The following is a 15,850-nucleotide window of genomic DNA, read 5'->3' on the forward strand; positions in this document are numbered from 1 at the left end:
ATGAACCAGCCCCCGGGAAATCCACCGCCGCATGGCCCGCGGCCTGGCCAGCCGCCCTACGGCCCGCCACCCGGCTACGGTCCGCCGCCGGGCTATGGCGGCCCGCCGCCCGGATACGCGGCGCCCGGCTACGGCCCGCCGGGCCAGCGACCGCCGTACGGCGCACCGCTGCCGCCGCCCGGCATGCTACCGCGGTCGCCGTACGGTCCGCCGCTGCCGCCCCCGGGCTACTACGGGCGGCCCTACCCGCCCCCGCGCTCGGGCGGCGGCGCCGCCGTCGGCGTGGTGTTCGCGGTGCTGCTGGTCTTCGGCGTGGTCGGTGCGCTGGTCGTCTTCGCCGCCGTCGGCGCCACCACCAACAACGCGTCGAAGTACTCCTACGACACGCCCAGCTTCACCTTCGCACCGCCGAGTTCCACCACCACGACGACCACGACCACGACCACGTCGGCGAGCTCGACCACCACGTCCGAACGCGCGACGACCTCGCGGTCCACCACCAGCCGCGCCGCGACCTCGACGAAACCCGCTGGGCCGCAGCCGGTCCTGGCGACCGGGGACAATCCGCTGTTCCGCGACCCGAATTCGGGGCTGGTCAATATCGAGTGCGGCTACCCGCGGTGGGGCGCCACCGTCGCGGCGGCGCAGGCCTTCTTCGACGCCGCCAGGACCTGCCTGGACAACATGTGGAAGCCGGTGCTGCAGGATGCCAATCTGCCGTTCTCCACCCCGACCGTATCGGTTCCGGCACGGGCGTCGGGCGCGACCTCGCCCTGCACCAGCTCCGGCGGCAGCTTCGCCGCGTTCTACTGCTCGACCAACCACACCATCTACATGCCGCTGGACACCATCCAGGTCGACGAGTACGGCGACGATTCGGTGATCTACCTGATGGTCTTCGCGCACGAGTACGGCCACCACATCGAGGCGATCAGCGGCATCTCCCAGAAGTCGCACAAGGAGCGGTACGCGGCCGGGCCGACTTCGGCCAAGGGACTGGAACTCTCGCGCCGGCTCGAGTTGCAGGCGCAGTGCTTCGGCGGCATGTTCATCGGCTCGTCCAACCATGTGGGGACGATCAGCAACGATCAGGCGGGCCGCACCATCCGCGACAACTACACGCGCGGTGACGGTCCGGGCGACACCAGAGACCATGGCACCAAACAGAATTACGGATCCTGGTACGAGCACGGGTACTTCAGCAACCGCACCCAGCAATGCAACACCTGGGTCGCGCCCGCGGCCGACGTCTCCTGACCTCCTGCGGCGCAGTCAGGTCCGCCGCCGTAGCTCCTCCAGCCACCGTGCCGTCTCGTCGGGTTCGAGCGGTTCGCCGCCCATGATGTCGACCACCGCATGGCCAACGCAGGCGGCGCCGAGCACCCGATTCGCGATGGCCTCGGCGTCGCCCCACGGGAGATAGGGCTTGGTGATCAGCAGCGACGCGATGCCGTGCGCGGCGGCCCACAACTCCAGCACGACGGGCAGCGGATCGCCGGCGGCGATCGTCCCGGCATCCATGGCCGCCCGCACCGTCTGCGAGAACCGTTGGAACGCACCACTGCTCATGACCTGATCGACGGCGCTGGGGCCCGGGCCCGAGGTGGCGGCGGTGGCGACCCGGTACTGGCCCGGGTGCTCCAGGGCGAAGCGCACGTACGCCATGCCCTGATCACGCATCTGCGTCATCGGCGAGCGCTCGGGGTCGGTGGCGGCCACGATGGCCGCGTCGAGGTTCTCGAAGACCTGGGCCAGGGCCGCGTCGATGAGCGTTTCCTTGTCGGCGAAGTGCCGGTAGATCGACGGGGCACTCACGCCGACGATCTTGCCCACCTCGCGGATCGACACCGAGTCGGCGTTTCCGGTGCGCGCCATCAGGTCCCGGGTGGCCTCGAGGATCTCCTCGCGCAGCTGGGCGCCGGTGCCGCGCGCCGACCGGGCACGCCGCGGGCGCATCATGTGCGGCCCGCCGGTTCCGGTTCGGCGGCCTTGTCACGCGGCTGCGATGCCTCCTCCGACAGCCCGATCCGCGCGTGCAGCCGGGCCAGTGGCGCGGGCGCCCACCAATTGGCCCGGCCCATCAGTTTCATCAGGGCGGGCACCAGCAGGCCGCGGATGATGGTGGCGTCGGCGAGCACGGTCAGGGTGAGGCCGAGGCCGAACATCTGCATGAACGACACCTTGGACGTGACCATGGCACCCAACACGATGGCCATCAGCACGGCGGCCGCGGTGATGATCCGCCCCGTGCGCGCGACCCCGAGCGCCACCGACCGCACATTGTCGGCGGACGTGCGCCCGGAGGCCAGCCACGCCTCCCGGATCCGCGAGAGCAGGAACACCTCGTAGTCCATCGACATCCCGAATGCCAGGCAGAACATCAGGATCGGCATCGTCGCCACCAGATAGCCGGATGCGGTGAAGTCCAGCAGGTCGGACAGATGCCCCTCCTGGAAGATCCACACCATCATCCCGAACATGGCGCTCAGCGAGAGTGTGTTGAGTACCAGGGCCTTCAGCGGAAGCACGACGCTGCCGGTGAACAGGAACAGCACGATGAAGGTGGACAGCACGATCAGCGCGATCGCCAGCGGCAGCCGCGCCCCCAGCGCGTGCAGGGTGTCGGCGTTGACCGCGGCCGACCCGCCGAACAGTGCCGGTGCGGGCGAGGGCACGGCACGCAGCTGTTCCAGCTGGTCTTGGCCGTCCCCGGTGTACGGGCTGAATTTCGATGTGACGGTGAGGTATTGGCCGTTGTCGTTGGCCATCCCGGGCGGCGTGGGCGCGACCCGGGCGCCCGAGACGTACACGCCCGAATTGGACAGCACGGCCGACACCCCGTTCACCCGTGACAGCGCGCTCGCATAGCCCCCGGCATCACCGCGATATCCGTCCAGTACGACGGTGGCGGCTGTACCGGCGTTGACGCCGGGGAAGTCGCTGCGCAAGACGTCGCCGACGGCCCGGCTCTCCGCGCCGACCGGCAGCACCCGGTCGTCCGGGTAGCCGAATTTCACGCCGAGGAACGGCGATCCGATCGCCAGCAGCATCGCGGTGATCACCAGCGCCACCGGGGCGGCGCGCCGCATCACCCACGAGACCATGCGGTACCACGCCGACTGTTCGATGGGGCGCGGCGCCGGTTCGGGACGGCGCAGCAGGCGCCGCAGCGGAACTCGCAGATTCCAGGCGTTGACGCGATCGCCGAGCAGCGCCAGCACGGCGGGCAGGATCACGATCGAGGCGGCGGCCGCGACGGCCACCACGGCCACTCCCGCGAAGGCGACCGACCGGAGGAAGTAGAGATCGAAGACCGCGAGCGCCGCGAGCGCCAACACCACGGTGAGCGTCGAATACAGCACCGTGCGCCCGGCCGTCTGGACGGCGCGGATCGCCGCGTCGCGGTGGGCGAGCCCGCCCGCCAGCTCTTCCCGGTAACGGCTGACGATGAACAGGCTGTAGTCGATGGCCAGGGCCAGGCCGAGTGCCGTGGTCATGTTCAGCGCGTAGATCGACACGTCGGCGACCGCGGTGAGCGCCTGCAGAACAGCCAGCGTGCCCAGGATCGCGAAGGCCCCGATGAGCAGCGGCAACGCGGCCGCGACCACGCTGCCGAACACGAGCATCAGCACGATCGCCGTCAGCGGCACCGCCACCCCCTCGGCGATCGCGAGGTCCTTGGTGACCTGGGAGTTCACCTCTTGGTACAGCGCCGACAGGCCGCCCGCCCGGACGGTGACGCCGGGCGGGGTGTCGTCGAGGCCCTCGACGATCTCGCCCGCTGCCTTCTGGGCCTGATCCTCACCGCCGGTGAGATAGGCGACCACGAGCGCACTCTTGCCGTCGGTGCTGCGCAGCGCCGAGGCGACCTGCGGCGGGCTGGTCCAGTAGGACCGGACGCCGACGGCGTCGCCGCGCGACTGCAGCCGTCCGGTGATGTCGGTGGCCAGTGCGCGCACATCGCCCGCATCGACGCCGTGGTCGGATCGGACCAGCAGCACCAGATTGGGTTCGGCGCCGCCGAAATGGTCCGCCATTACCTTGGTGACCTGCGAGGATTCGGCTCCGTCGGAGGTGAAGCCGCCGCCCTTCAGCTTATCGGTTACGGTCGCGCCGAACGCGCCGCACAGCAGTGCGAGCGCGAGCGCCGCCAGCAGTATCCACTTGGGGTAGCGGGTGGCGATCCGAGCGATTCGGGTCAGCATGGACGCTCCTCGGTGCGGCCGAAAGGTAACGCCGTTAGCGTAACGCTGTTACCTCAGGGGTCCGCAAGAGGTAGCACACGGTGATCCCGGTTACGTTTTGTCGCGCTCGCTCTTACCGAACGTTCTGACGGCGGCCTTTGCGCGCCAGGGCTCGTCGGCCGCGCGGCCCTGGGACCGGCAGGTCGTCCTCGACGGCCAGCCATTCGGCCGTCGCCAGCCACTGTTGCTGGGCGCGGGCGTCGGCGGTGTCGTTGAAGACCCGGCGGCCGCGGTCGTCGCGCAGATCGTGGGCCAGCAGCGACCAGCGCGGCGGGCGGGCGTGGGTGCGCTCGTACTCATCGAGATAGCCCGCCACCAGCGTGCCGATGGCGTTCACCGGCCGCAGCGACACCCGCTTTCCGTACTTGGCGGAGTGGAACCGCCGTGCCGCGCACAGCGATCGGGGGGTGGCGCTGTAGGCGATCCACCCCGCCCGCTGCGCCCGCTCGATCAGCCACAGATGTTTGACCGCGTTCGGCGCGATATCGCCCACGCGTTCGCGGATCAGAGTTATCACCGGATCGGTGAGCAGAATGTCGCGGCGGGTCGGCCCGATTCCGTGTTCCGCCCAGTATTCGTGGGTGGATGTCGCCAGCATGCGCCCGAATTCGTCGATACTGCGCTGGGCGCGTTTGCCCATGCGCTCGATGCGTTCGGCCTCGGCACGCATCTCGTTCTGCGCGATAAGGGTTCGGATGGCCGCCATTGTGGGCACTTGACCACGTTCGAGTAGTTCCAGGATGGCGGACGATGTCTTCGGATCCACGGCCGCCGCCACCGGTAGCGAGTCGCGGTTGAGTGCGAACTCCTGGGGATTGATCGCGCGGCTCAGCAGGCCTGCGGCGTCCGGATTACCGGCGAAATCGGTATGCGAAAGCCAGGCGGTGGCGATGTCGTCACACGACTGCACGGTCGACATTTCCTCCGGGACAGAGCGAGAGGTCTGTGATTTCAGGTTGTGCTCCGGCCGGGATGAGGGGCCGGCCGGAGCCACCAACCTGATGAAGGTTTGGCTACCGAAGTTGCCGAAACTCACGTTAGCCATTCGATTGCGTGGAAGGCCAATCGGGTTACGGGATCGTTATGTTCGCTAAATCACATTCAAACGGGGAGTCGGTTTGAAAACGAGGGTCCGGAAACGCGTGTGGCTCGGCAAACGGGTGCATTTGGTTTGTAGGTCGAATTTGTTCGGATCTGAACCGAACTTATCGGTCTGTCGTCCCGGGCGCTAACGGGTTGCCGGAATGGTTGTACGTGCTTCGCCGCCCCGCCGCCCCCACGGGCGGGGGAGGCATGCGGTCGGCGTGCCAGCGGCGAAAACAGCCGCACATTCAAAACAGTCGGGGGTCGCCGGTACCCTCGGGCCGTGGCTCTGTACCGGAAGTACCGACCGGCAACATTCGCAGAGGTGATCGGCCAGGAGCACGTCACCGAACCGCTGAGCACCGCACTCGACACCGGCCGGATCAGTCATGCCTACCTGTTCTCGGGTCCGCGCGGCTGCGGCAAGACGTCGTCGGCGCGCATTCTCGCGCGCTCCCTGAACTGCGTGGAGGGGCCGACGTCCCGCCCGTGCGGCGTCTGCCCGTCGTGCGTGGCGCTCGCCCCGGGCGGCCCGGGGAACCTGGACGTCATCGAGCTCGACGCGGCAAGCCACGGCGGTGTGGACGACACCCGCGAGCTACGCGACCGCGCCTTCTACGCCCCGGCCGAGTCGCGCTACCGCGTGTTCATCGTCGATGAGGCGCACATGGTCACCACCGCGGGCTTCAACGCGCTGCTCAAGATCGTCGAGGAGCCGCCCGCCCATCTGATCTTCGTCTTCGCCACCACCGAGCCGGACAAGGTGCTGCCCACGATCCGCTCGCGCACCCACCACTACCCGTTCCGGCTGCTGCCCCCGGCGACCATGCGCGGCCTGCTCGGCCAGATCTGCGAGCAGGAGGGGGTGCGAGTCGAGGAGGCGGTGTACCCGCTGGTGATCCGCGCCGGCGGCGGCTCCCCGCGCGACAGCCTGAGCGTGCTGGACCAGTTGCTGGCCGGCGCCGGGCCGGGGGGCGTCGCCTACCAGCGCGCGCTGGCGCTGCTCGGCGTCACGGATATCGCACTGATCGACGAGGCGGTCGAGGCGCTGGCCGCTGCCGACGGCGCCGCGCTGTTCGGCGCCGTGGACCGGGTGGTCGAGGCCGGACACGATCCGCGCCGCTTCGCCACCGACCTGCTGGAGCGTATGCGCGATCTCATTCTGCTGCGCGCGGTGCCCGACGCCGCCGATCGTAACCTGGTCACCGGCCCGGGGGATGTCCTCGAGCGCATGCGCGACCAGGCCGACCGCATCGGCCCGGGCACCCTGACCCGCTACGCCGAGCTGCTGCACGAGGGCCTGGGCGAGATGCGCGGCGCCACCGCCCCGCGCCTCCTGCTCGAGGTCGTCTGCGCCCGCATGCTCCTCCCCGCCGTCTCCGACACCGAGTCCGCCACCCTGCAGCGCTTGGAGCGCTTGGAGAGCGGAATGGCCGGTGGCGCAATGGCGCCCGCCGGTACCGGCGCACCGAGCCCGGCGCCACGGTCCGCGCCCTCCTCCGACACTCCCCGCCGCCGCGGCGCCGAGGCACTGGCCGCGCTGCGCGCCGAAAAGTCCGGCACCGCAGTGCAACCCGGGTCCGAGGCGGCGCCCTCACAGCCCGAGCCCAGCCCGCGTACAGCCGAATCGCCACGCTCCCAGGCGGTGTCGCAGGAATCGGAGGCCGCCCCCGCCTCCGGGCAGGCGGCGACAGCGCCGTCGAGGACGGACGAGCCCCCTGCTTCCGCGCCGGGCGCAGAGCCGCGCCCCCATCCCGCCCAACGCGCCCAAGCGCCCACGGGTCCCGATGCTCAGCGTGCGCCGGTTCCGCCCGAACCGGAAACGCAAGCACCGCAGAGCGGTTCCGCAACAACGGCAGGATCCGCGGACAGTGGTACTGCTGCGGCGCGACCCGAGACCGTGGCCGGACCTTCCGGGAGCGGCAGCACCGACTCTGCGGTGCCGCAGGCCGCGGTCGAGTCCGGATCCGCGCAGTCCGGGTCGGGCGATGACGTCGAAACTGCGACGGCACAGGTCGATTCCGCGGTCGAGTCCAGCGATGCGGTCGAACCGGGCGTCGGATCGGACGGACTCGGGGACGCAGACGAGGCGACGGAGTTGGGTATCGTGCCCGCGGACGCCGAGCTCCGCCCGGAGCCTCCAGCCCCCGCTGCGACGCCTGCGACCTCGTCTGAGCAAGCTGTCCCTGCGTCTGGCCAAGGGGCAGCTTCCTCGGGGGACCTCGCTCGGGAGGTCGAGGCGAAGTGGGGGGAGATTCGGGCCAAGGTGCGGGAGTTCGGGGCGGCGGTGCATGCGCTGTTGTCGGGGGCGTCCGTGGTGCGGGTGGAGGGGGACACCATCGTGTTCGCGCATCAGCACGCGCCCTTGGCGCAGCGGTTGTCGAATCCGAAGTACATCGAGGCGGTGCAGTCCGCCGTGCATGCGGTGCTGGGTCGCGAGCACGGGGTGCGCTGGGAGGTCGGCTCGGGGAGTGCGCCCGCCGGTGGCGGCGCACCGAACCGCGGTGCCGCCGGGCCCGCGCACGGCTCCGGTCCCGGGCAGTCCGGTCCGGCCCAGGCCGAGGCTCCCCGGTTCACCCGGCCGAGCCAGTTGAAGGCCGCCAGCGCCGACAACCCCGATGCCACACCTGGCGCGCGAGGCCGCGAATCGGGTCCGGCGCACACCGATTCCGGGTCGCGTTCGGCCCCCCCGGACGACGACATTCCGCTGCCCGACGGGCCGGATACCCCCGACGATCCCGGCCCGGTCGACTACTCGTCGGTAGGTTATGAGGGCGTCCCACCTGCGTCGACGCCGGAGGAAGAGCAGGAGATGCTCGCGGAATCGGCCCGCCCGGTCCCGCAGGGAGACCGTCGCGACCCCGATGAGGTGGCCTTGGAGTTGCTCGTGAGTGAGCTGGGCGCCACACGTCTGGAGGCTTGACAGACACCTGCCCGACGGCCTTAAGTTAACCGGAGTTCGCATCCGGCTGTACTATGAACGGGTGGTCGTCAGCAGCGGTGCTACGAGGTTCTATGGTATGCCCAGGCGTACGGGCGACCGGAACATGCGTGGGCCGTGGCATGTCGACGTTTGTACAGCGTCTACACGGTCGGTCGCCTGGCCGGTCGGCGAGGTTACCTGCGGCGATACCGGCCACTGCGGTGTCGGCGCAGCCTAAGGAAGGAAAAACTCCGATATGACCACAGAGGCCTACATTTACGAGGCCATCCGCACTCCGCGGGGCCGCAACAAGAAGGGCTCGCTGCACTCGGTCAAGCCGATCGATCTGACGACCGGTCTGGTCAAGGAGCTGCGTAACCGCTTCCCGAACCTGGACGAAGAGCGCATCTCGGACGTCGTCCTCGGCGTCGTCTCGCCGGTGGGCGACCAGGGCGCCGATATCGCCCGCACCACCGTGCTGACCTCGGGCCTGCCCGACACCGTCGGCGGCACCCAGATCAACCGCTTCTGCGCCTCCGGCCTGGAGGCCGTCAACCTCGCCGCCCAGAAGGTCCGCTCCGGCTTCGAGGATCTGGTCATCGCCGGTGGCGTCGAGGCCATGTCGCGCGTGCCGATGGGCTCCGACGGCGGCGCCATGTTCATGGACCCGTGGACCAGCTACGAGAGCTACATCGTCCCGCAGGGCATCTCGGCCGACCTGATCGCGACCATCGAGGGGTTCACCCGCGACGACGTCGACGCCTACGCGGTGCAGTCGCAGGAGCGCGCGGCCGCGGCGTGGACCGGCGGGTACTTCGCCAAGTCGGTCGTGCCGGTCCGCGACCTCAACGGCCTGACCGTGCTGGACCGCGACGAGCACATGCGCCCGGGCACCAAGCCCGAGGACCTGGCCAAGCTCAACCCCTCGTTCGCGGGCATCGGCGAGATGGGCGGCTTCGACGCGGTGGCGCTGCAGAAGTACCACTTCGTGGAGAAGATCAACCACGTCCACCACGGCGGCAACAGTTCGGGCATCGTCGACGGCGCGGCGCTGGTGCTGGTCGGCAACGAGGAGGCCGGTAAGGCCTCGGGTCTGACCCCACGTGCCCGCATCGTCTCCACCGGCATCTCCGGCGCCGACGCCACCATTATGCTGACCGGCCCGACCCCGGCCGCGCACAAGGCCCTCGCCAAGGCGGGCCTGAGCGTCGACGACATCGACCTGTTCGAGATCAACGAGGCCTTCGCCTCGGTCGTTCTGAAGTTCCAGAAGGACCTGAACATCCCGAACGAGAAGCTGAACGTCAACGGCGGCGCGATCGCCATGGGCCACCCGCTGGGCGCCACCGGTGCGATGATCACCGGCACCATGGTCGACGAGCTGGAGCGCCGCAACGCCCGCTACGCCCTGGTGACCCTGTGCATCGGCGGCGGCATGGGCGTGGCCACCATCATCGAGCGCGTCTGACGCACCGCGGCGTGCACCGGCGGCCCGAAGGCGGCAGCGGAGCGTAACCACGCAGGGCCTCGGAAACGCCGCCATCTAACACAGACTCACAGGAGAGACGAAAACACATGACCGACAACATGATCGCCTGGGAGAAGGACGCCGACGGCATCGTCGTGTTGACCATGGACGACCCGAACCAGGGCGCCAACACGATGAACGAGCTGTACAAGAGCTCGATGCAGGCCACCGTCGAGCGGCTCGAGGCCGAGAAGGACGACATCACCGGTGTCGTCCTCACCTCCGCGAAGAAGACCTTCTTCGCCGGCGGTGACCTCAAGAACATGATGAAGACCGGGCCGGAGGACGCCGCGGGCATCATGGAGGAGCTGACCGTCATCAAGGGCGCGCTGCGCCGCCTGGAGCAGCTGGGCAAGCCGGTCGTCTCCGCCATCAACGGCGCCGCGCTCGGCGGCGGCCTGGAGATCACGCTGGCCACCCACCACCGCATCGCCGCCGACGTGAAGGGCCTCAAGATCGGCCTGCCCGAGGTGAAGCTGGGCCTGCTGCCCGCCGGTGGCGGCGTCACCCGCACCGTGCGCATGTTCGGCATCCAGAACGCGCTGATGCAGATCCTGCTGCAGGGCAACGAGTTCAACGCCGCGAAGGCCAAGGGTATCGGCCTGGTCGACGAGGTCGTCGGCTCGGTCGAGGAGCTGGTCCCGGCCGCCAAGGCGTGGATCAAGGCCAACCCGGACAAGGGTGTGCAGCCCTGGGACGTCAAGGGCTACAAGATCCCCGGTGGCACCCCGTCCACCCCGTCGCTGGCCGCCAACCTCCCGGCGTTCCCGGCGAACCTGCGCAAGCAGCTCAAGGGCGCCAACATGCCCGCCCCGAAGAACATCATGGCCGCGGCCATCGAGGGCGCGCAGGTCGACTTCGACAACGCGTCGCTGATCGAGTCGCGGTACTTCGTCAACCTGCTCACCGGGCCGGTCGCGAAGAATATGATCCAGGCGTTCTTCTTCGACCTGCAGACCATCAACAACGGTGGTTCGCGTCCGAAGGACGTGCCGAAGAAGGAGATCAAGAAGGTCGGCGTACTCGGCGCGGGCATGATGGGCGCGGGGATCGCCTACGTCTCGGCCAAGGCCGGGTACGAGGTCGTGCTGAAGGACGTCTCGCAGGAGGCGGCCGAGCGCGGCAAGGGTTACTCGGTGAAGATCGAGGAGAAGGCCCTCTCGCGCGGCAAGACCACCGAGGAGAAGTCCAAGGCGCTGCTGGATCGCATCCACCCGACCGCCGAGGCCAAGGATCTCGCGGGCGTCGACTTCGTGATCGAGGCCGTCTTCGAGAACACCGAGCTCAAGCACAAGGTGTTCCAGGAGATCGAGGACATCGTCACCTCGGACGCGCTGCTGGGTTCCAACACCTCGACACTGCCGATCACCGGCCTGGCCACCGGCGTGAAGCGCGAGCAGGACTTCATCGGCATCCACTTCTTCTCGCCGGTCGACAAGATGCCGCTGGTGGAGATCATCAAGGGTGAGAAGACCTCCGACGAGGCGCTGGCCCGGGTGTTCGACTACACCCTGGCCATCCGCAAGACCCCGATCGTGGTCAACGACAGCCGTGGTTTCTTTACCTCGCGGGTGATCGGCACGTTCGTCAATGAGGCGATCGCGATGTTGAACGAGGGTATCGACCCGCAGACGATCGAGCAGTCGGGTCTGCAGGCGGGGTATCCGGCGGCGCCGCTGCAGTTGTCGGATGAGCTGAACATGAAGCTCATGCAGAAGATCGCGAAGGAGACCCTGGAGGCGGCCAAGGCGGGCGACACCAAGCTGGGCGCGGAGCGGCATCCGGCGCAGGATGTCATCGACTACATGGTCGAGCAGGGTCGTCCGGGTCGTCTGGAGAAGGCCGGGTTCTACGAGTACGACGAGGATGGGAAGCGTCAGGGTCTGTGGTCGGGGTTGCGTGAGCACTTCAAGACCAGTACCGAGGACAAGGCGCCGTTCCAGGATCTGATCGATCGGCAGTTGTTCATCGAGGCCATCGAGACGCAGAAGTGTTTCGACGAGGGTGTGCTGACGTCGACGGCCGATGCGAATATCGGTTCGATCTTCGGTATCGGGTATCCGGCCTGGACCGGTGGCGTGCACCAGTTCATCGTCGGCTACCCGGGTGGACAGGAGGCCTTCGTGGCCCGCGCGGACGAGTTGGCCGCCAAGTACGGCAAGCGGTTCGAGGTTCCGGCTTCGCTGCGTAAGTAGCGCTCGGCCCCGGTACGGCCCGGATCACGGATCTCGTGGTCCGGGCCCTATTGCGTGCGAAGAGCTTTCGCCGGGACTGGTCGGTCCTCACACACGCGGGCTGAATTTCCACCGCACCACCGATCTCCGCGCTACGTTGGAGTCAGCGCGGATGAGTTCGAGGTGGTCCAATGAACCCACACACGGGCAAGGTCCGCAGCACCGATACTCCCGCCGAATCGAACACCCAGCGTTACCCACAGATAGGCATCGCCGACGAGTTGGCGGCGATGGGGTTGTTCGATGCCGAGGAGATCGGGCGCGGCGGCTTCGGGGTCGTCTATCGCTGTGCCCAGCGCGCCCTGGATCGGACCGTCGCGGTGAAGGTGCTGTCCTCGGAGATAGACGACGAGAGCCGCGAGCGTTTCTTGCGCGAGGAACAGGCGATGGGCCGACTGTCCGGCCATCCCAACATCGTCGACATCCTGCAGGTCGACGTCACCGTGAGCGGGTTGCCGTTCATCGTGATGCCCTATGCCGCGCATGGTTCCCTGGAACAGGTGGTCCGCGATCACGGCCCGCTGACCTGGGCGGATTCCTTACGGGTCGGGGTGAAGCTGGCGGGCGCCATCGAGAGCGCGCACCGGGTGGACGTACTGCATCGGGACGTGAAGCCCGCCAACGTACTGCTGAGCCGCTACGGCGAGCCGCAGCTGACCGATTTCGGCATCGCCCGCATCCCGGGCGGATTCCGGACCTCCACCAGCATGATCACCGGCTCCCCGGCATTCACCGCCCCCGAGGTGCTCAAAGGCGAGGAACCGACCGTGCGCTCGGACGTATACGGGCTGGGCTCCACCTTGTTCGCGTTGCTGACCGGGCATGCGGCATTCGAACGGCAGTCGGGGGAGAAGATCGTGGCGCAGTTCCTGCGCATCACCACCCAGCCGATTCCGGATCTGCGGGAGCAGGATATTCCCCCGGCGGTGGCGGGCGTGATCGAGCGTGCGATGTCGGCCGAGCCGGAAGACCGGCCGGAGTCGGCGCTGGAGCTGGGCGAGCTGCTGCGGAAAGTGCAACACGACCAAGGGCAGTTGCCGGACGAGATGGCGCTGTTGGCCCCCGTCCGGGAGGGCGAGAGCGAGGGCGGGCAGCAGGCGCATCCGTCGCTGCGTTCGCGTTCGCTGCTGACCGCGGCGCGCGGGCCGGCGACGCGCCACCCAGCCGAGGCAGCGCACCCGACGGCCACGCTGCCGCCCACGGCCGCGACGAAATTCCGGCCGCCGACACCGGCGCGGGAGCCGGCGGCGCGGCCGCGGCTGCTGGATATCCTCCGGGCCGCCGATCGGCGTCGGCTGGCGGTGATCCACGGCCCGGCCGGATTCGGCAAGAGCACGCTCGCGGCGCAGTGGCGGGCCGAGTTGAGCGCCGGTGGGACCGCGGTGGCCTGGATCGGCATCGATCACGACGATGACAACGAGGTGTGGTTCCTCGCCCACCTCGTGCAGGCGATCCGGCGGGTGTATCCCGATATCGGCGCCGGGCTCGAGCAGGTGTTGGAGGAGCGCCCCGCCGAGGCGGTGCCCTACGCCATCGCCACGCTGATCGACGAGATACACACCGGCGGGCGGCCGGTCGTGGTCGTGATCGAGGACTGGCACCGGATCGCCGATCCGGGGGCGCATCGGGCCTTGGACGCGTTGCTGGACAACGCCTGTCATCACCTGCGCTTCGTCGTTACCACCCGGGAGCAGACCGGGCTGCCGCTGAGCCGGTTGCGGGTGCGCGACGAACTGGTGGAGATCGGCTGTAACGAACTGCGCCTGACGGCCGCGGAGACCCGGCAGATCCTGGTGGAGCGCAACGGCCTTCCCCTCACCGACGAGCAGGTCGAGCAGATCCACCACGCGGCCGACGGATGGCCCGCCGCGATCCAGCTGGTCAGCCTGTCGCTGCGCGGCGGCCGACCGGCGGAGACGGGCGGCGCGTCGCGGGAGATCGATCCGGCCCAGCTCATCGCGCACCTGTCCGGCGGCAACCAGGCGATCCGGGACTATCTGTCGGAGAACGTGCTCGACACGCTGGACGCGCGCATGCTCGAGTTCCTCATGTCCGTCTCGGTCGCCGAGAAGGTCAGCGGGTCGCTGGCCGCCGCGCTGAGCGGTGAACCGGACGCCGAGGAACTGCTGGAGCAGGCCGAGCAGCGGGAGCTGTTCGTGAGCCGCGTCGACCACGACCCGGACTGGTTCCGGATCCAGCCGCTGTTCGCCGAACAGCTGCGCGCCCGGCTCGAGCGGGTGCGTCCCGGCAAGCTGAAGTCGCTGCACCGCAAGGCTTCCCGCTGGTACGCCGAACACCAGCTGGTGCGCAAGTCGGTCGAGCACGCGCTGGCGGCCGCCGATATGAAGATGGCGCTGGACCTGCTGGAGAGCGGCGGCATGGATCTGATCGACACCTCGCGCCTGGCCACGCTGCTGGGGACGGTGTCGAAACTGCCGGTGCAGCAGGTGGCTTCGCGATCCAAGCTGCTGATGGCGCTGGCCCGGGCCAATACCAACCTGCAGCAGTCCGGCGCCGCCCGCACCGCCCTGGGACGGCTGTCGAGCATGCTGGCGCGCGGCTCGTCCTCCGATGCCGAGACCGTGCGGCAGCGCTGTGAGGCCGCCGTGCTGGCGGCCGCCGATCAGGTCGCGCGCGACCGCACGGACGGTGTGCTGGACAAGGTTTCGGATTGCCTGCGGCTGGCCGACGACCTGCCGCCGTGGACCGTGTCGACCGCCGCCAACCTTGTGTCGTTCGTGCGGTTGTGCGACTTCGACTTCGAGGGGGCGCGCGGCATGCAGGACTGGGCCGCGCAGTACCACGCCCGCTCCAAGGACCCGCTGGGCATCGTCTTCGGGCTGCTGGGCAAGGGCGCCGCCGCCTATGAACAGCTCGATATCGACACGGCCACACAATGTTTCGAGCAGGCGTGGCAGACCGCCCGGGACCGCTCCGGCCCGCGGTCGCACGCGGTGCGGGTGGCGGCGGCGCTGCTCGGCGAGGTCACCTATCGACGCGGCGATCTGGATGCGGCCGAACCCCTGCTGGACCAGAGCCACCAACTGGTCGCCCGGGTGGGGCCGGTCGACTTCATGGTCACCACCTTCGTGGTGGGCGCGCGGGTGAAGGCGGTGCGTGGCGACCGGGAGACCGCGGGCCGGCGGCTCGACGAGGGCGCGCGAATCGCCGCCGACCGCAAGCTGACCCGGCTGGCCGCGCACATCCGCGCCGAACGTCTCCGGTTGGATCTGCCCGGCGACCAGGTGGCCGGACTGCTGGGGTCGGAGCCCGCGATCCGGCCCATGCGCCACAGCACGGGCGCGGCCGCCCTGACGGCCGAGGCTGAGGAGATCGCCACCATCCGCGCCCTGCTGGCCCACCACTACCGCGGCGGCACCGATGCCTTCGGCGACGACCTGGCTCCGCTCGGCACCAGCGATTCCGCCGTGAAGCGAGCGCGTGCCCTGTACGGCCGAATGACCGAACAACACCGTCCCCGTGCGGAATTGGACGCGGCCCTGCTGCTGGCCGAATGCCTGTCCGCGGCGGGCTGGACGGGCGAGGCCATCGCGACCCTCGCCCCCGCGGTGGCCCGCTGCGCCGAATTGGGATGGCCGCGGCCATTATTGGATGCGGGCCCCGGCGTGCTCGCGCTCCTGCACACCCTCCGCAACGAGATGCTCCTGGGCACCGAACACGCCGAAATGCCCGACATCCCAAAGAAGTTCCTGGACACCCTCCTCTGAGAAGACACCACCCTCCCGTCCCCGGTGCGTATCACCGTCGTCCCCCGGCACGCATCACTCTCTCGTGCCCGGGCGTGCGTCACTCTCGTGCGGGCGTGCGTCACCTTCGT

Annotated in this window: 8 protein-coding genes; 5 read left to right on the forward strand and 3 right to left on the reverse strand. The window is 69.1% G+C overall.

Annotated elements, in window-relative coordinates:
- On the forward strand, positions 1 to 1,257 hold the full coding sequence (locus ACYVLQ_RS11505) for a neutral zinc metallopeptidase (RefSeq protein ID WP_460697376.1): 1,257 nt from the start codon (positions 1 to 3) through the stop codon (positions 1,255 to 1,257).
- 15 nt (positions 1,258 to 1,272) lie between these two features.
- Here the strand turns inward: ACYVLQ_RS11505 and ACYVLQ_RS11510 are convergent, their stop codons facing one another.
- The 3 genes from ACYVLQ_RS11510 to ACYVLQ_RS11520 all read right to left on the reverse strand — a co-directional run bounded on the left by ACYVLQ_RS11510 (position 1,273) and on the right by ACYVLQ_RS11520 (position 5,163).
- The gene (locus ACYVLQ_RS11510) at positions 1,273 to 1,959 is read right to left on the reverse strand and encodes a TetR/AcrR family transcriptional regulator (protein WP_460697377.1); all 687 of its coding nucleotides are present in this window, start codon (positions 1,957 to 1,959) and stop codon (positions 1,273 to 1,275) included.
- Positions 1,956 to 4,205, reverse strand: coding sequence for an MMPL family transporter (locus tag ACYVLQ_RS11515; protein ID WP_460697378.1), 2,250 nt, complete (start codon positions 4,203 to 4,205; stop codon positions 1,956 to 1,958). Before ACYVLQ_RS11515 ends, ACYVLQ_RS11510 begins: the two co-directional genes overlap by 4 nt.
- Before the next feature lie 112 nt (positions 4,206 to 4,317).
- Positions 4,318 to 5,163 (reverse strand): hypothetical protein, encoded by an 846-nt coding sequence (locus ACYVLQ_RS11520; RefSeq protein WP_460697379.1) that lies wholly within the window; start codon positions 5,161 to 5,163, stop codon positions 4,318 to 4,320.
- Between the two features lie 447 nt (positions 5,164 to 5,610).
- On the opposite strand from ACYVLQ_RS11520, the gene ACYVLQ_RS11525 reads away from it, so the two are divergent.
- The 4 genes from ACYVLQ_RS11525 to ACYVLQ_RS11540 all read left to right on the forward strand — a co-directional run bounded on the left by ACYVLQ_RS11525 (position 5,611) and on the right by ACYVLQ_RS11540 (position 15,740).
- Positions 5,611 to 8,250 (forward strand): DNA polymerase III subunit gamma and tau, encoded by a 2,640-nt coding sequence (locus ACYVLQ_RS11525; RefSeq protein ID WP_460697380.1) that lies wholly within the window; start codon positions 5,611 to 5,613, stop codon positions 8,248 to 8,250.
- Positions 8,251 to 8,506: 256 nt separating this feature from the next.
- Positions 8,507 to 9,718, forward strand: coding sequence for an acetyl-CoA C-acetyltransferase (locus tag ACYVLQ_RS11530; RefSeq protein WP_460697381.1), 1,212 nt, complete (start codon positions 8,507 to 8,509; stop codon positions 9,716 to 9,718).
- A 107-nt stretch (positions 9,719 to 9,825) separates the two neighbouring features.
- Positions 9,826 to 11,973, forward strand: coding sequence for a 3-hydroxyacyl-CoA dehydrogenase NAD-binding domain-containing protein (locus ACYVLQ_RS11535; protein ID WP_460697382.1), 2,148 nt, complete (start codon positions 9,826 to 9,828; stop codon positions 11,971 to 11,973).
- A 170-nt stretch (positions 11,974 to 12,143) separates the two neighbouring features.
- Positions 12,144 to 15,740: a protein kinase domain-containing protein gene (locus ACYVLQ_RS11540; RefSeq protein WP_460697383.1), complete on the forward strand. Its 3,597-nt coding sequence runs from the start codon at positions 12,144 to 12,146 to the stop codon at positions 15,738 to 15,740.
- Positions 15,741 to 15,850 lie beyond the last annotated feature (110 nt).

It is taken from the genome of Nocardia thraciensis (assembly GCF_054782435.1).